Origin of the sequence: Arthrobacter sp. PAMC 25486 (assembly GCF_000785535.1) — a bacterium.
GTDB lineage: Bacteria > Actinomycetota > Actinomycetes > Actinomycetales > Micrococcaceae > Specibacter.
The window spans coordinates 3,281,982-3,298,280 of sequence record NZ_CP007595.1; the positions used below are offsets into that span (position 1 = coordinate 3,281,982).

Consider the following 16,299-nt stretch of genomic DNA (forward strand, 5'->3'; position numbering starts at 1 on the left):
ATGAGGACCGCCATGCCCCAAGAAGGTTCCCCCGCAACGCCGCATCCGGCCCAAAGGTTCACCGGAAAGAATGCCATCGTCACCGGTGCCAGCCGGGGGATCGGGCTGGCCGTCGCGCAACGCCTGGCGGCTGAGGGTGCCCGCGTTCTCATCACGGCCCGCCGCCAGGAACCACTCGATGCGGCCCTGGCCACCCTGGGCGGCAACGCACTTGCCGTTGCCGGGCACGCGGATGACCCGGACCACCGCGCGGAGGTGCTGGCCGCCGTCGAACACCATTTTGGCGGGTTGGACATCCTGGTCAACAACGCCGGCATCAACCCGGTCTACGGGCCGCTGGAAACAGCCGACCTGGACGCGGCGCGCAAGATTTTCGAGGTCAACGTGCTCGGCACGCTCGCCTGGACGCAGGCCGTGCTGGCGCATCCCGGGCTCCGCTTCCGGGCGCGGTGCGGGAACGTGGTGAACGTGGGCTCCATCAGCGGCGACGTCCCCGCCCCGGGCCTGGGCCTGTACGGCGTCAGCAAGGCGGCGGTCGCGCACCTGACACGCACGCTGTCCATGGAGCTGGCGCCGGACATCCGGGTGAACGCCGTGGCGCCGGCCGTGGTCAAAACCCGTTTTGCCGGTGCCCTGTATGAGGGGCGTGAGGCCGAGGTTGCCGCATCCTATCCGCTGGGGCGGCTGGGGGAGCCCCACGACGTAGCCTCCGCGGTTGCCTACCTCGCCTCCGCCGACGCCTCCTGGGTGACAGGGCAGGTGCTTACGCTCGACGGCGGCCTGCGCAACGCGGGAGGACTCGGATGAATACCATTCCCGCGGCCGGGCTCCACCCGGCAGCCGTAGAAGAACTGCGGCAGCGCACGCGCGCGTTCATCCGTGACACCGTCATCCCCGCCGAACCCCGTCCGGGCCAGGCCCTGAACCTGGCCGTCCGGCGGGAACTGCAGGCCGCCGCGCGGGACGCCGGCGTTTTTGCCCCGCACGTGCCCGTGGAATTTGGCGGGCAGGGGCTGGCGGTGGAGCACTGGTCGTCTGTGTTCCAAGAGGCTGGCTATTCGCCGATCGGCCCGGCCGTGTTGAATTGTATGGCGCCGGATGAGGGCAACATGCACATGCTGCACCTGATCGGCAGCGACGCGCAAAAGCGGCAATTCCTGGCGCCCCTGGCGGCCGGGGACATCAGTTCATGCTTTGCCATGACGGAGCCGCACCCGGGTGCCGGCTCAGACCCCGACGCGTTGGCAACCACGGCCGTCCGTGACGGCAGCGGCTGGACCATCACCGGGCACAAGCGGTTCACCAGCGGCGCCACCTTCGCCTCCTTTGCCATCGTCATGGCGCGTACCGGGGCAGACGCCGAAGAAGGGGCGGAGCCGGAAAGCGCACCGGACGCGGCGCCCGGCCCGACTGCGGCCCCGGCGGGCAGCACAACAAAAGCAGCCCCGGCCGGGGCCACCATGTTCCTGGTGCCCATGGACACTCCGGGGGTGCGGATCGGGAACCCCATCCACACGGTGGACAGCTATCTGCCCGGCGGGCACCCGAACGTGCATTTCGACGGCGTCCGCGTCCCCGGATCCGCCGTCCTTGGCGAGGCGGGGCTCGGCTTCAAGTACGCCCAGGTGCGGCTGGGCCCGGCACGGCTGACCCACTGCATGCGGTGGCTGGGGCTGGCCCGCCGCGCCATGGACATCATGCTGGACCGTGCCAACACTAGGGAGATCTTTGGGGCGCACCTCTCGCAGTTGGGCATCGCCCAGGAGATGATCGCGCAGTCGGTCATCGACATTGAAACGTCCGACGCCATCATCGCCAAGTGCGCGGCACTGCTTGCCGTCGATGCGAAGGCCGGTTCAGCGCTGTCGTCCGTGGCCAAGGTGCACGTTTCCGAGGCGGTGTACCGGGTGATCGACAGGGCCGTGCAGCTGTGCGGCGGCGACGGCGTCTCCGACGGGCTGCCGCTGGCCCAATACCTGAACGAGGTGCGCCCGTTCCGCATCTATGACGGGTCCACGGAGACCCACAAGTGGGCCATTGCCCGCCGCTCGGCCTCGGGACGCCGCCGCGCCGTTGCGGCCGGGGAACCCTTCCAGGGCACGGCCAGGATCTACGAAGGGGAACGCTGATGGGTGCCAGCCAGGACATCGTGCAGACCACCGAGGAAGCGGCCCGGCAGGAGGCACCGCCGCTGCTGGTGCTTGAGCGCGTGGCGGAATTCCTTGACGCCCACAGTATCGGGGCCGGCCCGGTGCATGCCCGGCGCATCGGCGGGGGAGCGTCCAACGTGACGTTCCGGATCAAGCGGAAGGGGTCCGACGTCGTGCTTCGCAGGGGGCCGAGACCGCCGTTGCCGCCGTCCACGCACGACATGGTCCGGGAGGCGCACATCCAGTCGCTGCTGGCGCCGTTGGGCATTCCGGTGCCGAAAATCCTGGCCGTGTGCGCGGATGAGCATGTGCTGGGCGTGCCGTTTTACGTGATGAGCCATGTGGAGGGAGACGTCATCACGGACGAAATTCCGGCGCATCTGGACGCGCCCGCCCAGCGCCGCGCCACGAGCGAGGCCGCCGTGGACATGCTGGTGCGGCTGCACTCGGTGGATACCGTCAGCGGCGGCATTGCCGCGATCGGGCGCCCGGAAGGGTACCTGAAACGGCAGGTCTCGAGGTTCGCGGCGCTGTGGGACATGGGCGCCACGCGGGACTTGTCGCAGGTGGCGGAGCTGGCCAAGTGGCTGGAGGCGAACCGGCCGGACACGCAGCGCAACGCCGTGATCCACGGCGACTACCGGCTCGGGAACCTGATGTTCACCGGGCAGGGGCCCGCGCAGGTGAAGAGCGTGCTGGATTGGGAAATGGCCACCTTGGGTGATCCGCTGGCGGACCTTGGCTACCTGACGGCCACGTATGCACAGGCTGGCACGCCCGCCACGCTGCTGGAGCTCACACCCGTGACGGCGCAGCCCGGCTACCTGGACCGCGGCGAGTTGGCGCAGCGGTACAACACGCACTTTGGCCTGGATCTGTCCGCGCTGCCCTGGTACCAGGCGCTTGCGCTGTGGAAGGCCGCCGTTTTCAGCGAGGCCATTTACACGCGCTGGAAGAACGGCGAGCGCGCCGACGGCGGGGATTTTGGGGCCGCGCTGGCGTCCGGCGTGCCGCGGCTGCTGGAAACCGCCGCCGCGCACGCCGCCCGCCTGCCGTAACTTCCCTTGCATGCCTGGACCTGCAGCGCCTGGGAATGTGCCTTCTCGTTGATGCACGACGCCGGCCTGCCGCCCTGGGTGTGCCGCCGCACCTCTTGATTGAGGTGCCCCGGTGGCACATGATGAAGGTGCAGTGCCCGTCGGAGAGGCAGGAGGAATCCACATGCAGTTCCACCAGCACGGCTATGTCTCCGGCGACCCGCGCATCAAGCCGGCCGCAGGGACCGGGATCGGCCGCCCCGCGGAGCTGCCGGACACCATGGATGTGCTCATTGTGGGCACGGGACCTGCCGGGATGATCACCGCAGCCCAGCTCGCTGCGTTCCCGCTCATTAACACCCGCATTGTGGAGCGCCGCGGCGGACGGCTGGAGATCGGCCAGGCGGACGGCATCCAGGCCCGCAGCGTGGAGACATTCCAGGCATTTTGCTTCGCCGAGCGCATCATCACGGAGGCCTACCGCATCACCGCAACGGTTTTCTGGAAGCCGGACCCGGCGGACCGCAGCAAGATTGCCCGGGCGGCCCGCGCCCCGGACGACACCACAGGCATCAGCGAATTCCCGCACCTGATCGTGAACCAGGCCCGCGTGCTCGACTACTTCGCCGAGGTCATGGCGTATTCCCCGGCACGCATCAAGCCCGACTACGGCTGGGAGTTCCGCAGCCTGTCCATTGCCGAAAAGGGGGAGTACCCGGTGGCCGTGACGCTGGTGGGCACCCAGGGTGAGGGATCCGGCGTCGAACGCATGGTGCACGCAAAGTACGTGGTGGGCGCGGACGGTGCACACAGCCGGGTGCGCGAATCCATCGGGGCGAAACACAGCAGCGTCCACGCGAACCATGCCTGGGGTGTCATGGATGTCCTGGCCGTGACGGATTTCCCGGACATCCGCGCCAAGTGCGCCATCCAGTCCGAGGACGGCGGCAACATCCTGCTGATCCCGCGCGAGGGCGGCTCGCTGTTCCGCATGTATGTTGACCTCGGTGAGGTGGTGGAGGACGGTGTGCATGCCGTCCGCAACACCACTGTTGAGGAGATCATCGCCAAGGCCAACAAGATCCTGCACCCGTACACGCTCGAGGTGCGCAGCGTCGCCTGGACGAGTGTCTACGAGGTGGGGCACCGCCTTACTGACAGGTTCGACGACGTCCCCCTCGCCGAGCGCGGTGGGCGGCTGCCGCGGGTGTTCATCACCGGCGATGCCTGCCACACGCACAGCGCCAAGGCCGGGCAGGGCATGAACGTGTCCATGCAGGACGGCTTCAACGTGGCCTGGAAGATCGCGCACGTGCTGGAGGGGCTCAGCCCGGCGGGCCTTTTGGCCACGTATTCGGCCGAGCGGCACGTGATCGCGAAGAATCTGATCGACTTTGATCTGGAGTGGTCCACGTTGATGGCCATGCGGCCGGAAGACATGGAAGACCCCACCGAGCTTGAAAACTATTATGTGCGCACCTTCGAGTTCCCGGCCGGGTTCATGACGCAGTATCAGCCTTCGATGATCACGGCCGATGCTGTGTTTCAAGATTTGGCGACGGGGTTTCCTGTGGGAAAACGCTTCAAATCCGCCCCCGTGGTCAGGGTGGCGGATGCGAACCCGGTGCAGCTGGGGCACCATCACCGGGCTGATGGGCGCTGGCGCATCTACGCGTTTGCGGACGAGCCTGTGGTGGGGGAGCCGTCCGCGCTTTCGGACTGGGCGGCGTGGCTGTCTGGATCGGCCGAGTCGCCGCTGCTGAAATACACACCTGCTGGCGGCGACATTGACGCCGTGTTTGACGTGAAACTCATTGCGCAGCAGGACTTTGAGGGCGTTCCCCTGGGTCGGGTGCCGTCTCTGTTCATGCCACGCACGGGCCCGTTCGGGCTCATTGACTATGAGCTGGTCTACGCCACCGATCCGTTGCGTGACATTTTTGCGTTGCGCGGCATCTCACGTGGCGGTGCCGTGGTGGTGGTGCGCCCGGACCAATATGTGGCGAATGTGTCGCCGCTGTCGGACACGGTTGGGCTGGCTGATTTCTTCGACGGGATCATGGTGCCGCGCCGGTGATCACTGCGGCAGCCGTCTCCTCATTCTTGCTGGCGCTTCCACGCCCTGCTCCTGCAAAATGGTCCGCGACCTCTAGAAATTATGTCGTCATAGGGCCCGCACCTTTACCGGTAATTGTCATGGATCGTCTTTAACTGACTGCGAATCAGCGCATTGAGCGCAAGCATGAAACGTAGCCTGCCGGGCGCGGCTTGCGGGCATCGCAAAACCGCGGACGACGGCGGACCGTGCGTGCCGCCGTCGTGCTTGGTTGGTGGATTGTTGGCACTGGTCGCCATTGTTCACGCTCGTCGCGTCAGCTTGGCCGTCAGGAAAGTGATCGCAGGGCTCTCATGATGATGCGGTCGGTCGCGGGTGATGGGCTATCCCCGCTCCAACGGTGGCATAGTTCGCGAACCCAGTCTGGCCTCGATTTGGATGCATCGTTGATCCAGTTTGCAACTGAATCCTGTACATAGCGCGCGCTGTCGGCCTTCAGCGGTTCAAGAAGCGGCATCGCCAGATCGGGATTCTGTTTCAGCTCGGTGATGTGCCGTGCCCAGACGCCTCGCGGACGCAAGGCCTCACTCGCGAATCGGCGGATGCGTTCGGACGAAGAGCCGGTCCAGTCGGTGAGTAGCCAGATACTGTGCTCCAAGTCGGCCACTAGACGTGGTCGCGCCGCCATCCACACCCACTCTCGTACTGCAAAGTGCAGGTCATCAGCAGCAGGTTGGAGGCGAGCGAGAAGGCGTTCAACGTCCTGATTCCTGGGGTCGGCGGCGACGGCGAAACATGCCCATCCTCGGACAGTGTCGGAGGGGTGGCTGGCTAGTTGCTGGCAGGATTCAGCGGGCAAATGGTCATGCAGGGCCGTGCCGATTGCCTGCATCCTTTTGAGGATGCCCAGTGGTTGGGCGCCTGCCGCAGCCTCGGACAGTTTTGCAGGCATGTTTGGCATGACATTGTGCAATAGCGCAAAATGATCCACGGCCAGAGCCTCGGTCAAGGTACGAGATTGCTCCTGCCCACTGTTGAGAGCTTGTAGGTGCTTGTCGCTGAGCTCCGCGACACGCTTCGTGCCGCTCATGATTCTTCTCCTCGACGGACATTTCGTTGCACGGTATCCAACATCTCAAACGCGGCGTTGCGCTGATGGTTGGAGATGCCTGTGGTGAGCTGTTCCATCCACGTTGCGTAGACCGCTGACAGTTCTTGGACCAACGTCCCGCCAGCACCTGTGGCGTGGAGTGTTTGAGATCTCCGGTCTGTCGGATCCGCGGCCCGTTCCAGCAGGCCACGCTTCGTGAGCCCGTCAACGAGGCCTGTGACGGTTGCGCGAGTTACCAATATTTGGCTGGCTAGGGCCCCGGGTGTGATGCCAGGGCTGGCGTGCACTGCCAGCAATGCTGCAAACAAGCCCTCGGACAGGCCGTGCCGTGACAGCATTGTGGCGCAGGCTGCATCAATCTGGCGGGTGGTCGTCAACAGTGACATCACTAGGCGCGCTGGCTCCCCACCGCCAGTCTCCGACAGCATTAAAGTGTGTTTTGCATCCACCAAATTATTCATAAGGCGCCATACTATCAGGTGCCTTATTAGTTTGGTGGATGAGCGGTACCCCTCAGGCGCCCCAAGCAGGCGGCGGTCAAGAGAGGAAAAGCTCCGAAATGGTGGGCTCCACTGTCCGCGCACGAGGGCGGCACCCGGACGAGCCTCGTACGTCACGGGCCCTTTTGCCAGGATAGGCGCTGTGAGATTGAATGGCTGGCCGTTGATGTGGCTGGTGAATATCGCATTGGGGGCTGCTGTGCGGAGCGTAGAAATCGCTGTACAAGGTTGACAAAGTCTGGGGCAGTGGGAGTCTGGGGCGGTGGGAGAATCTTTCTGACATTCCGTTCCCCAAATGGCACTAGCGAAATGGACGCTTACCTGGCTCGGAGGCTTGACCGCCAGGTGCGTTCATTGATCGGCACGGGCTGTTTGGGCAAGTTGGACACAGGGGGTGGATTGTTCCCTGGGCCATCATCGGCCCGGCCACTTCGCGTGCGGCGGGATGGGTGTAACCACCCATCCTGCCGCGCAATCGAGCGACTCGGCACCAAATGTGATGGCACCATTTGTGTCACCCAGGTGTTCTCCATGGTTGAATCCGAAGTGCCACCGTGAAATTTGGTCCAGTCGAAAAGCTTGGTGCCTTCCAGAGCAGTCTCACCACGCGGCGCAAATGCTGTGTCGGGAGCCTTGGTGAAAGGTCTCCTGAGGGAATTTTTGGCTCTTGTGACTTTTCCGCGGGTGGGTTCACCGTGGGACCGTCACGCCGTCGGACCGTCAGGTCTTCAAACCCTTTCGCTCAGCTGGCGGGCGGTTTTTGGTGATCCATCGCTCAGATACCGGACGCGGGCCCTGTTTCCTTGTGCAGGGTGCGGGGAACTCGTGCCGGAGGGTGTGTTTCGTCGAGGATGACCCTGGGCCGTAGCGGGTGGCTTCTTGTTTCGCCGAGAATGGCCCGGAGCCGCGATATGCCACCAAGGTTGCGCCCTTCTCGCGGGCCTGCACCATTTTCGACGAAACACGGTCAGAATGCTGCGAGTGTGGCCCATTCTCGGCATGTGTTTCCAGCTCAACCTCGGCGGAGCCGCTGGGATCGGATGATCTGGCCTGTCAAGCACTGTCGGCAAGACCAGGACGGGGTGCTCTGCGCCCCTGCCGAAAACAGCCAAGGCGAAAACAACGAGGGCGAAGACAGCCAGGGCGACAGCGGCTTGAACGCTGCCAGCCGGGATAGTGGGTCCCAGGCTGAATCACCCACGAAAGAGTCACAAGAGCCGAATTCTTTCCAATTATTTGCTCGTCATTGTTGGCGTGCAGCCACCATGGAAGGCGGGTCGAGGCACCCAACCGGTGTGCCGCCGTCGTGCTTGTCCTTGAAAGGGGACGGTTACACGGGCGGCCGCTGAAATACGAGCAGGGCGTCGGCGATCAGGTCGTGGGGGTACTGGTCCCAGACTATTTCGGTGACGCCCACGGGGGTGAGGTGCTTCTCGAGCACGTGCACGCAATCGCTGATCAGGTGGGTGGTGCGGCCCATGTGGTGGATGTCGGCCATGTTCCACACCACGAAGCCGCCGGGTACAACCAGGCGCGCGCACTGGGCGGCAACGAGGCCGAGTTCGGACAGGTAGCGGCCGTAGTCGCCGTTGTTTTCCTCGTATCCGGTGAGGGGGTCGGGGTCGTGAAACGTCGAGGTCATGTACGGCGGTGAGGCGAGAATCAGGTCCACGCTGGAATCAAGCCGGGGCGGTTCAATGTTGCGGACAATCCTGAGCAGTTCCCTTGCGTCGCCCTCGACAATGCGTGCGCCGGGGATGCGTTCCTGCAGGTAGTCCGCACGATCGGGCAGCAGTTCAATGCCCAGCGCCTTGCGCCCCAAAGCGATGGCCCGTTCAAGGGTGGTGCCAAACCCTGCGAAGGGGTCGAACACCAAATCGTTCGGCTCGGAGCACCGTTCAATGACGTGGTCCGCCAAGGCTGAAAGCATGTGCACATCTTCCTCGGCGCCCGGTGGACGCTCTGCCAGAAATGTGTCGTGTGATGCAGAAAGTTGTGCATCCAGTGGGGACGTTGTGGGGTTGCTGCTGTTCAATTCTTCTCCACCTTGTTCATCATGGGAAGTGTACCCGCAGGAGTGTGGCCGTTGACTGTTTCAGTGAGCTTGTGCATTTTTAGTATTTGTATTTTACTAATACCATGTCTCGAATACAGGCCCAGCAGGACGCACAGGTCATCCGCGCGGCGTTGCCACTTCTCACCCTGACACTGATCGGGGGCCGAGAGTCATACGGCTATGAGATTCTCGAGAGGCTCGCCGAGCTTGGATTGGAGGTCAGCACGGGACTTATCTACCCCGTGCTCGCCAGGCTTGAACGGGACCAGCTCGTCACCACACGTTCCGTCGCGTCCACCAGCGGCCCGCCCCGCAAGTACTTCACACTCACCCCTCAGGGGCAGGCCGCGAAGGCTGCGGCAAGTCGGCAGTGGCAGCTTGTGTCCGCCGCCGTCAACAACGCCCTCACCTTGGAAGGACTCTCCGATGACTGATGCAATCCGCACGACGAGCAGCTCGCGGCGGTCGATTCGCGACCGTATGCGAATCGAAAGCTACCTGATTCGCCTCGAGTGGCACCTTGAAGGAATCTTGCGGGGAGCTGACCGCAAAGCCACGATCACATCCCTGCGCCAAGAACTCCTGACCGACCCGAGGGAGCTGGCCAGCGCACTCGCCGACCTCGGTCCCGCCAGCGTTCTGGCGGCTCGCTACGGGGATGAAGGGGAGCGGCGCCCACTTTGGTCGATGGGCGTCGTCATCGGGGCAATCGCGCTTCTGGCCTACTGGGCTGTGTTCCTCTCATTCACGGGAGGGATGCTCGCTGCGGTTGACAGTGCCGCGCCGGCAGAAGCGCACTCCACCTTCCTGTTCGTCGGGGTCGAAGCCTTCTCCAATGCTGAATCGATAGGTATCGGCTGGGTCAGCGGATGGGCATGGCTGGTGGTTCCGGCGACTATCGTCCTCGCCGCATTCCTCCTGGGCGCCCGAATCTGGAGAGCTTTCCGGCGCCAATGAGCTGAGGGACTTTAACTTCATACTGCAGCACGCCCCTTGACCTGGTCTGCGGTTAGTAGTCCTCCGGGACGACGGCGTGGGTGGGCCTGATGGAGTGGATGTCGAGTCCGGGATGGGCGAAAAGTGCCTTGCTGCATTCCAGGCTGGAGGCAATGAACACGCTGCGGGCGTAGATGTCCTGTCCCACACACCAAGCGCGGTCTTCGGGCCACCATCGCAGCGGACGCCGGCCAAACAGGCCCTCCTCAAGGGCCCGTGCTCCGGCTTGGACCGGGCCCGAATAGATTTTCAGCGCCGGTCGGGTGGAAAGGTGACCAACGAGTCTTCATGTGCAGCGGGATACCCGTATCCTTCCCACCCGGCGAAGAAGCACGATTCCGGGGTTTCAGTGTGACCGGCCAGCACCTGCGCCAGGGCTGTAGCAACGGTGGTTTCCCGATCACCCATGGCAGTTTCCGCCCAACGTTCGGGCAGGTGCTCGTCCGCGGCCCTCCGGTTCAAGCGAGTCGCGCAACCACAACGCCGGTGAGGGATCCACTATTCGGTGCGCCATTGTCATGCCCTCACGGTACCCGTGATGCCATGAATCCGGCCGGAGCGTCACACCGAACCATGCGGAGCCGTGCCGAGATGTGAAAATCCTTGCTCGAAGGCGGAACGCAGCATCCATTCCGGCCAAGGAAGGTCGGCAGCGTGCGATGCTTCTTCGATGCTGTGCCCCGCCGCACGGGAGCCTCGAATCGCGTCGGCAACGCCATGCAGGGCAGATGTCTGCCGCATGGCGAACGCCCGGTCAACCACTTGACCATGTCCCGGAACAATGAGGTCGCCTGGCCGCAGCCCAAGAAGAACTTCGTCCAAGGCAATTGGCCAGTCAAGCGGCCAGCTGCCTGACCCGAACATGGGAGGGCCTGACTCCTCAACCAGGTCCCCGAGCAGCCACACCCTGGCGTCCGGCACGACGACTGCCAGATCCGTGTCGGTGTGGCCCCGGGAAATTGGCATGCACGTGATGTCACGGCCGCTCGAGGTCAGTGTCATGGACTGGTCGATTAGGACGGTGGGAATGGTCAGCAGAACCTTTTCCCATTGCTTGTCGGGTTCGCAAGCCGGGTCGGCCTGCCACGCTGCCAGGCGTGGACCCTCGAAATCGGCGTAATGGGAGGGTATCCGGTGGTGTCCAAAGATCGGCACCCCAAGGTTGGCAAAAACGGAATTGCCGAAACTGTGATCGTAATGCGCATGGGTGTTGATGACGGCAACGACCGGCATATTGAATCTCTGCGCCACATCATCCATGAGCTCCTGTGCCTCTGCCGGTGAACCTTGAGTATCGACTATGGTCACCCCGTTCGGCCCGACGATGGCCGCAACGTTGAGGTCTCCTGCTTCATACCGCTTCACAAAGACGCCGGCGCCCAGGTCTGTCCATGACATGTTCTTGATACTACTTCGGCCGGGTTGGACATGTCCTTGGCGGCAGAGACTTGTTGCCGGGTCAGCAAGGTGAACCCAACCAAGCACGACGACGGGGCTTTTGTACCGCCGTCGTCCTTGCTGCCGCGCTGTGACTCCCAGCGTTCCTTTGGCATCTGACCGGAAGCAGTCTGATGCCAGGACTCCACCACAATTTCGAGGGAACGCCGCCATGGCTGCTCGAATTGACCTGAGCATCTCGCTGGATGGTTTTGTCACGACGACCGACGCGACTTCGAAGAGTCCATTTGGGCTGGATTGGGGCCGCCTGGTTGAGGCTTACACGACCACCTTCAGGTCCGTCAATGCCAGCCCGGAAGAAGCTCTTGCACTGTCGCGCCAGGCGGCGGGTGGCAAGGACATCCGTGTTGGCGGCGGCCCCACCACTGCGCGCGACTTCCTCAGCGCCAGGCTGGTCGACCAGCTGCACGTTGGGGTCCCCCCGATCCTGCTCGGTCGAGGGATGCGGCTCTGGGACGATCTTCGCGGGTTGGAAAACGGCTGCACCGTCACACGTGAGACCGCCGAAAGCGGCACCATTCACCTCAGCTATCGCCGCTAGTACGGGAACCCGGTGATTCGGCCGGACCACTGATTGAGCGGGCCCAGGCGCAATCGTTTGAGTGGAAACACGCGCCCGGTCTGCTCGAGTTGCCGGATTGATGCGGCGCCGGAACATGGCACCGGCATGTAGCTTTTAACCATGACTAAACGCGTCGGACAACTTGCCTCCATCTCACTTGACTGCCCGGATACGGACCTGCTGGCAGCCTTCTACTCCCGGCTTCTGGGGCTCACGGAGGCCTTCGCCACCCCGGACTGAGGAGTCATCGCATTGGCGGGGGCCGGGCCGATGCTCACCCTGATGCGCGTCGAGCACTTCGTCCCTCCTGCCTGGCCGGAAGGCCCCCAACAGCAGCAACTCCACCTCGATATCGCAGTGGAGGAACTGGACCCGGCAACCGAAGCCGCCTTGGCCATGGGCGCCACTGCCGCCGAATTGCAGCCAGCCCCTGGCCAATGGAGGGTGCTGCTGGACCCGGCCGGACACCCGTTCTGCCTCACGGCCGTCCGCCCGGACTGAGGATCCCCCACCTGTGACGTTGCCATAAACCGACGCCGGACCCGACCGCCTGGCCGGTGTGCCGCCGTCGTGCTTGTCCTTGAAAGCCGCCACAACCGGGGCCGCCGCGGTAACGCGTCGACCAAGACAAGAATGGATCAGGGGACACACCTCGTGCGTCCACGAGTGGTGGATGGTGTGGGGCAGGATGGTGCGGTGACCACCCATGGCGAGCAACTCTTTCTGGCCCATATCCAAAAGAACCCGATCAACAGGCAAATACTGCAACTGGCGCCGCTTCTGGGCGTCTCGGACTGGTGGTTGACCGCCGGGGCACTGTTCCAGACTGTTTGGAACGTGTTGGACGGCAGGGATCCACAAGCGGGCATCAGGGACTATGACCTGTTCTATTTTGATGACGACACCTCTTATGAGGCGGAAAACGCGGTCATCGTCCGGGCGAGGGAACTGTTCAAGGACTTGGACGCCGACGTCGAAGTCCGCAATGAGGCCCGTGTGCATCTTTGGTATGAGGAGCACTTCGGCGTACCTGCTGCGCCCTTCACCGACACCGCTGATGCTGTAGATCATTTCGCCGCCAAGACCTGCTGCTTCGCCGTCACCTCAGACGGGCTGGGCAACCTCACAAGCTACGCACCGCACGGCTACGAGGAGCTGTTTGCGCGGAGGGTGGTGCCGAATCCGGTGCTGGCACCCCGGGAGGTTTACGAGATGAAGACCAAACGATGGAGTGCGGAATGGCCGTCGTTGTCGGTGCAACCTTGGCCCACGGACGTGCCCTGACGGCAATGCCGCCAGGGAAATCTTCAGGAATACCGCCACAGATTGGCACGGCGAAACCCTGTTGGTGGCCACTAGTTCCTCGGTAGAGTGACAGGCATCAGCCCCAACCGGCCCACGGCAGGAGAAGTGACATGACACAGTACCTGATCTCGGTAGGCCACGACACGGCCGAGGCACCCACCACGGAGACCATGGATCCGGCCGTGATCCAGCCGATACTGGACGCGGTCGATGCCTTCAACGACAGACTCCGTACAGCGGGCGCTTGGGTCTTCGCGGGAGGCTTGAACCCCATCCAGACGGCCACCACGGTCGACAACACCGGTGCCACGCCGGTCGTGACCGACGGACCATATGCCCCGTCCACGGAATATCTCGGCGGGTTTTGGGTCATCGAGGTCGCCGACCTCAACGCCGCATTGGAGTGGGTCAAGGACGCCTCCAAGGCGTGCGCGGGACGGGTAGAGGTTCGCGCTTTCCAGGACGAACCCGGCTAAACGGAAACCCGTCCGGAAGCCTGTGTGAGGCGTCGCCAGGGGTTGCCCTGGTCTGGCATTACGAGTTGGGCAGGAGCCGGGTACGCCCGTGCTTCAGGGCGACTGTGGGCCTGTCGACTGCTTGAGCCGATGCCGACGTTCCGACGTCGGAGAACGAACCCCACCCGCCGTACAGTGTGAGGGCCGTTGCGGCCGCTTCCCGGAGACCGCACCTGTCCGTGACATCAATGAATAACTCAGAAAACCATTCCGCGGCGTGGTTCCGCTGCACGTCGTGCTCTGATTTGGCAACGGCGCGGACTTCCGCAATTGCTGCGACGATTTCTTCCCGGACAGCTTCACCGGTGGGTCTCTTGCTGATCATGATTCAAGCCTGCGGACATCACCTTCGGGTGCACAGCCGCTGCCCCTGCATCACGGACAGCTGGGTTGCCGGGCGTAAGGTGGCTCCATGATCCTTCCCGCAGTTCGTGACCCGCGGCTTGTGAGTATTCAACGGGGTGGGACGCTCACCGAAACCGACCACAGGCTTCTGGCAGTGTGGGCGGCCAGCTGCGCCGAACACGTGCTGCCCCTGTTTGAAGAATCTCATGGCGCGGACACTCGTCCCCGGGACGCGATCGAAGCGGCGCGGGCGTGGTCTCGCGGCCAGGCGACGATGATGGCGACGCGGGCGATGGGTGGTCACGCCATGGGTGCCGCTCGGCCCTTGCGCGGTGGCGCACGCTTTGCGGCGTACGCGGCCGGCCAGGCGGCCTGCGTTGCCCACGTTCCTGAACACGACCTCGGTGCCGCTGCCTACGCCATCAAGGCGGTTCAGGCCGCGGCACCCCGGGGCAAGGAAAATGAGGCAGGCCGGGCAGAGCGCAACTGGCAGCGCAGGCAGATTCCCCGCAGTCTTTGCGACCTCGTCCTCGAAGACCAAGCCCGCCGCAACGACATTTGCTGGTCTGTGTTCAGTGATTGACGCATGGGCCCGCTCACGGTGGCCGGCACGCATGCCCTATCTTCAGGCGGTGAGGGGTGTGAGCACTTCAATCCGATTGCCGAAGGGATCACGGCAATGGAACCGCTCGTAACCTTCAAAGGTGTACCTTTCTACCCATGACTGTTCCAGGCCCGCCGACTGAATTCTGTCTGCGAGGCCCTCCAATTCTGCCGTGGAGGCCACCACAAACCCGGGGTGGGTCTTTTGGGCCGGACTGAACCCGGAGTCGACGCCCACGTGGATTTCCGCCACGACGGACGCGCCCTCGAATGACCGGAACCAACAGCCGCCGCGGCCGGCCAGCGATGGCGGTTTCTGAACCTCTGTCAGCCCCAGAACCTGGCCGTAGAACAACCGGGCCTGGTCTTCCCCGCCTTTGGGAATCGAAACTTGAACGTGATGCAATCTCATGGGTTCTCCTGCCTTTTCGATTTGTTTCGACTCTACAACCACCCCGATTGGGCCCGCTGTTCATGGTGACCGACCCGGCGTTGTGCTTCGTCCACCCGGCGGCCAACCAGCATGCATATCCCCGCGAACCCGGATGCCCAGCGGACAAGAATTTATCGCCATCGAGCTACTCGGACGTGGGAGGTCGGGCGTGGCGGAAGGGTCCCATGCCGACGAGGCCCCCGACGAACGTGGCCTGGCCTACCCTGCCGAACCACATGAGCTGCGGCTGGACGACGGGCGCTGGCTCGGTCACGAGTGGTTCCGGTGGGGTACCCGGGCGGTCACTTCCTCGCTAGGCTTTGGTCATGGACGGCAATGAAAAGATGCAACGGATCTACCCGCAAGGCGTGCCCTGTTGGATTGACACCGAGCAGCCGGACGTCGACGCGGCAGCCGCGTTTTACGGCGGAATGTTCGGCTGGACATTCGAGAACGCCATGCCGCCGCAAGCACCCGGCCGCTACCTGATTGCCAAGCTCAACGGCCAGGACGTCGGCGGGATCGCCAGCACCGACAACGGCGCCGGGGCGTGGAACACCTACATTGCCGTCGACGACGCCGATGCTTCCGTGCCGCGGCTCGTGTCTGCCGGTGCCACGGTTCAATCGGCTCCCGCCGATGCGGGAGAGGGTGGCCGGGGTGCGGTGTTGACCGATCCTGAAGGGGGGGAGTTCCGCATCTGGCAGGCCAGGCGCCGCCCGGGGTCGCAGGTGGCCAACGTGCCCGGTTCCTGGAATTTCAGCGACCTCCACACCTTCGACCCCGGCGCGGCGACGGCGTTCTATGGCGGCGCCTTCGGCTGGCAGGTCGATGACCTTGGCTTCGGGCTGCTGATCCGCAGGCCCGGCTATGGAGACCATCTTGAGGCGACCATTGATCCCGGCATCAGGGCGCGGCAGGCGAATGTTGCCACACCCTCCGGTTTCGAGGATGCGATTGCGTGGATTGTTGACGCGGCCCCCGCCGAACCGGCGCGCTGGCACGTTTCGTTCACAGTGCAGGACCGGGACCGGGCGGTGGCTGCCGCCGAGCGGCTCGGCGCCAGCATCCTCAGCCAGAGCGACGACTATTGGACCCGCACGGCACTGATCCGGGACCCCCAAGGTGCCGAGTTCACCGCCAGCCAGTTCATGCCCCCGTCTGGCTGAGGT

General features: G+C 64.0%; 19 protein-coding genes. 12 read left to right on the forward strand and 7 right to left on the reverse strand.

What is annotated here, in order from left to right:
* The first annotated feature begins 12 nt into the window (after window positions 1-12).
* The 4 genes from art_RS14980 (at window position 13) to art_RS14995 (ending at window position 5,264) form a co-directional block, all read left to right on the forward strand.
* Window positions 13-807, forward strand: a complete 795-nt coding sequence (locus art_RS14980; protein ID WP_052136607.1) for an SDR family oxidoreductase — start codon at window positions 13-15, stop codon at window positions 805-807.
* Entirely contained in the window at window positions 804-2,129 is a 1,326-nt protein-coding gene (locus art_RS14985) for an acyl-CoA dehydrogenase family protein (RefSeq protein WP_052136608.1), read from the forward strand. The genes art_RS14980 and art_RS14985 overlap by 4 nt, the downstream gene beginning before the upstream one ends.
* Window positions 2,129-3,208 carry a phosphotransferase family protein gene (locus tag art_RS14990; protein ID WP_038466068.1) on the forward strand — a complete coding sequence of 360 codons (1,080 nt, stop codon included), beginning with the start codon at window positions 2,129-2,131 and terminating at the stop codon, window positions 3,206-3,208. Before art_RS14985 ends, art_RS14990 begins: the two co-directional genes overlap by 1 nt.
* A gap of 163 nt (window positions 3,209-3,371) precedes the next feature.
* Window positions 3,372-5,264, forward strand: a complete 1,893-nt coding sequence (locus art_RS14995; RefSeq protein WP_038466070.1) for an FAD-binding monooxygenase — start codon at window positions 3,372-3,374, stop codon at window positions 5,262-5,264.
* A 307-nt stretch (window positions 5,265-5,571) separates the two neighbouring features.
* On the opposite strand, the gene art_RS15000 is transcribed toward art_RS14995, so the two are convergent.
* The 3 genes from art_RS15000 to art_RS15010 all read right to left on the reverse strand — a co-directional run bounded on the left by art_RS15000 (window position 5,572) and on the right by art_RS15010 (window position 8,784).
* Window positions 5,572-6,333: a DNA alkylation repair protein gene (locus tag art_RS15000; RefSeq protein ID WP_038466072.1), complete on the reverse strand. Its 762-nt coding sequence runs from the start codon at window positions 6,331-6,333 to the stop codon at window positions 5,572-5,574.
* Window positions 6,330-6,740 (reverse strand): MarR family winged helix-turn-helix transcriptional regulator, encoded by a 411-nt coding sequence (locus art_RS15005; RefSeq protein WP_052136609.1) that lies wholly within the window; start codon window positions 6,738-6,740, stop codon window positions 6,330-6,332. Before art_RS15005 ends, art_RS15000 begins: the two co-directional genes overlap by 4 nt.
* Window positions 6,741-8,184: 1,444 nt before the next feature.
* Entirely contained in the window at window positions 8,185-8,784 is a 600-nt protein-coding gene (locus tag art_RS15010; protein ID WP_082000576.1) for a DNA methyltransferase, read from the reverse strand.
* A 209-nt stretch (window positions 8,785-8,993) separates the two neighbouring features.
* On the opposite strand from art_RS15010, the gene art_RS15015 reads away from it, so the two are divergent.
* The gene (locus art_RS15015) at window positions 8,994-9,344 is read left to right on the forward strand and encodes a PadR family transcriptional regulator (protein WP_038466076.1); all 351 of its coding nucleotides are present in this window, start codon (window positions 8,994-8,996) and stop codon (window positions 9,342-9,344) included.
* The gene (locus tag art_RS15020; protein WP_038466078.1) at window positions 9,337-9,867 is read left to right on the forward strand and encodes a hypothetical protein; all 531 of its coding nucleotides are present in this window, start codon (window positions 9,337-9,339) and stop codon (window positions 9,865-9,867) included. Before art_RS15015 ends, art_RS15020 begins: the two co-directional genes overlap by 8 nt.
* A 52-nt stretch (window positions 9,868-9,919) precedes the next feature.
* Here art_RS15020 and art_RS23170 read toward each other — a convergent pair whose 3' ends face one another.
* Entirely contained in the window at window positions 9,920-10,054 is a 135-nt protein-coding gene (locus tag art_RS23170; protein WP_301537940.1) for a hypothetical protein, read from the reverse strand.
* A 413-nt stretch (window positions 10,055-10,467) separates the two neighbouring features.
* The gene (locus art_RS15030; RefSeq protein ID WP_038466083.1) at window positions 10,468-11,304 is read right to left on the reverse strand and encodes an MBL fold metallo-hydrolase; all 837 of its coding nucleotides are present in this window, start codon (window positions 11,302-11,304) and stop codon (window positions 10,468-10,470) included.
* 211 nt (window positions 11,305-11,515) lie between these two features.
* Here art_RS15030 and art_RS15035 point away from each other — a divergent pair, with 211 nt between their 5' ends.
* From art_RS15035 to art_RS15050, 4 genes are all read left to right on the forward strand, one after another.
* Complete coding sequence (locus art_RS15035) at window positions 11,516-11,905, forward strand: dihydrofolate reductase family protein (protein WP_038466085.1); 390 nt, start codon at window positions 11,516-11,518, stop codon at window positions 11,903-11,905.
* Between the two features lie 273 nt (window positions 11,906-12,178).
* The gene (locus art_RS23000) at window positions 12,179-12,427 is read left to right on the forward strand and encodes a VOC family protein (RefSeq protein ID WP_301537941.1); all 249 of its coding nucleotides are present in this window, start codon (window positions 12,179-12,181) and stop codon (window positions 12,425-12,427) included.
* A gap of 153 nt (window positions 12,428-12,580) precedes the next feature.
* Window positions 12,581-13,210 carry a nucleotidyltransferase family protein gene (locus art_RS15045; RefSeq protein WP_216699545.1) on the forward strand — a complete coding sequence of 210 codons (630 nt, stop codon included), beginning with the start codon at window positions 12,581-12,583 and terminating at the stop codon, window positions 13,208-13,210.
* A gap of 131 nt (window positions 13,211-13,341) precedes the next feature.
* A complete protein-coding gene (locus tag art_RS15050) occupies window positions 13,342-13,707 on the forward strand; it encodes a YciI family protein (RefSeq protein ID WP_038466087.1) in 366 nt (121 codons plus the stop codon).
* A 58-nt stretch (window positions 13,708-13,765) separates the two neighbouring features.
* Here the strand turns inward: art_RS15050 and art_RS15055 are convergent, their stop codons facing one another.
* Window positions 13,766-14,071 (reverse strand): hypothetical protein, encoded by a 306-nt coding sequence (locus art_RS15055; RefSeq protein ID WP_038466090.1) that lies wholly within the window; start codon window positions 14,069-14,071, stop codon window positions 13,766-13,768.
* Between the two features lie 87 nt (window positions 14,072-14,158).
* Between art_RS15055 and art_RS15060 the strand changes: the two genes are divergently transcribed.
* A complete protein-coding gene (locus tag art_RS15060; RefSeq protein WP_038466093.1) occupies window positions 14,159-14,674 on the forward strand; it encodes a putative immunity protein in 516 nt (171 codons plus the stop codon).
* A gap of 42 nt (window positions 14,675-14,716) precedes the next feature.
* Here the strand turns inward: art_RS15060 and art_RS15065 are convergent, their stop codons facing one another.
* Entirely contained in the window at window positions 14,717-15,106 is a 390-nt protein-coding gene (locus tag art_RS15065; RefSeq protein WP_038466096.1) for a VOC family protein, read from the reverse strand.
* Window positions 15,107-15,453: 347 nt separating this feature from the next.
* Between art_RS15065 and art_RS15070 the strand changes: the two genes are divergently transcribed.
* Window positions 15,454-16,296 carry a VOC family protein gene (locus art_RS15070; protein ID WP_038466099.1) on the forward strand — a complete coding sequence of 281 codons (843 nt, stop codon included), beginning with the start codon at window positions 15,454-15,456 and terminating at the stop codon, window positions 16,294-16,296.
* Window positions 16,297-16,299: the final 3 nt, after the last annotated feature.

What these genes read in the sequence shown, in the direction of transcription:
- art_RS14980 (WP_052136607.1), top strand. Translation starts at nt 13, where the DNA reads ATGCCCCAAGAAGGTTCCCCCGCAACGCCGCATCCGGCCCAAAGGTTC.
- art_RS14985 (WP_052136608.1), top strand. Translation starts at nt 804, where the DNA reads ATGAATACCATTCCCGCGGCCGGGCTCCACCCGGCAGCCGTAGAAGAA.
- art_RS14990 (WP_038466068.1), top strand. Translation starts at nt 2,129, where the DNA reads ATGGGTGCCAGCCAGGACATCGTGCAGACCACCGAGGAAGCGGCCCGG.
- art_RS14995 (WP_038466070.1), top strand. Translation starts at nt 3,372, where the DNA reads ATGCAGTTCCACCAGCACGGCTATGTCTCCGGCGACCCGCGCATCAAG.
- art_RS15000 (WP_038466072.1), bottom strand. Translation starts at nt 6,333, where the DNA reads ATGAGCGGCACGAAGCGTGTCGCGGAGCTCAGCGACAAGCACCTACAA.
- art_RS15005 (WP_052136609.1), bottom strand. Translation starts at nt 6,740, where the DNA reads ATGTCACTGTTGACGACCACCCGCCAGATTGATGCAGCCTGCGCCACA.
- art_RS15010 (WP_082000576.1), bottom strand. Translation starts at nt 8,784, where the DNA reads ATGCTTTCAGCCTTGGCGGACCACGTCATTGAACGGTGCTCCGAGCCG.
- art_RS15015 (WP_038466076.1), top strand. Translation starts at nt 8,994, where the DNA reads ATGTCTCGAATACAGGCCCAGCAGGACGCACAGGTCATCCGCGCGGCG.
- art_RS15020 (WP_038466078.1), top strand. Translation starts at nt 9,337, where the DNA reads ATGACTGATGCAATCCGCACGACGAGCAGCTCGCGGCGGTCGATTCGC.
- art_RS15030 (WP_038466083.1), bottom strand. Translation starts at nt 11,304, where the DNA reads ATGTCATGGACAGACCTGGGCGCCGGCGTCTTTGTGAAGCGGTATGAA.
- art_RS15035 (WP_038466085.1), top strand. Translation starts at nt 11,516, where the DNA reads ATGGCTGCTCGAATTGACCTGAGCATCTCGCTGGATGGTTTTGTCACG.
- art_RS15050 (WP_038466087.1), top strand. Translation starts at nt 13,342, where the DNA reads ATGACACAGTACCTGATCTCGGTAGGCCACGACACGGCCGAGGCACCC.
- art_RS15055 (WP_038466090.1), bottom strand. Translation starts at nt 14,071, where the DNA reads ATGATCAGCAAGAGACCCACCGGTGAAGCTGTCCGGGAAGAAATCGTC.
- art_RS15060 (WP_038466093.1), top strand. Translation starts at nt 14,159, where the DNA reads ATGATCCTTCCCGCAGTTCGTGACCCGCGGCTTGTGAGTATTCAACGG.
- art_RS15065 (WP_038466096.1), bottom strand. Translation starts at nt 15,106, where the DNA reads ATGAGATTGCATCACGTTCAAGTTTCGATTCCCAAAGGCGGGGAAGAC.
- art_RS15070 (WP_038466099.1), top strand. Translation starts at nt 15,454, where the DNA reads ATGGACGGCAATGAAAAGATGCAACGGATCTACCCGCAAGGCGTGCCC.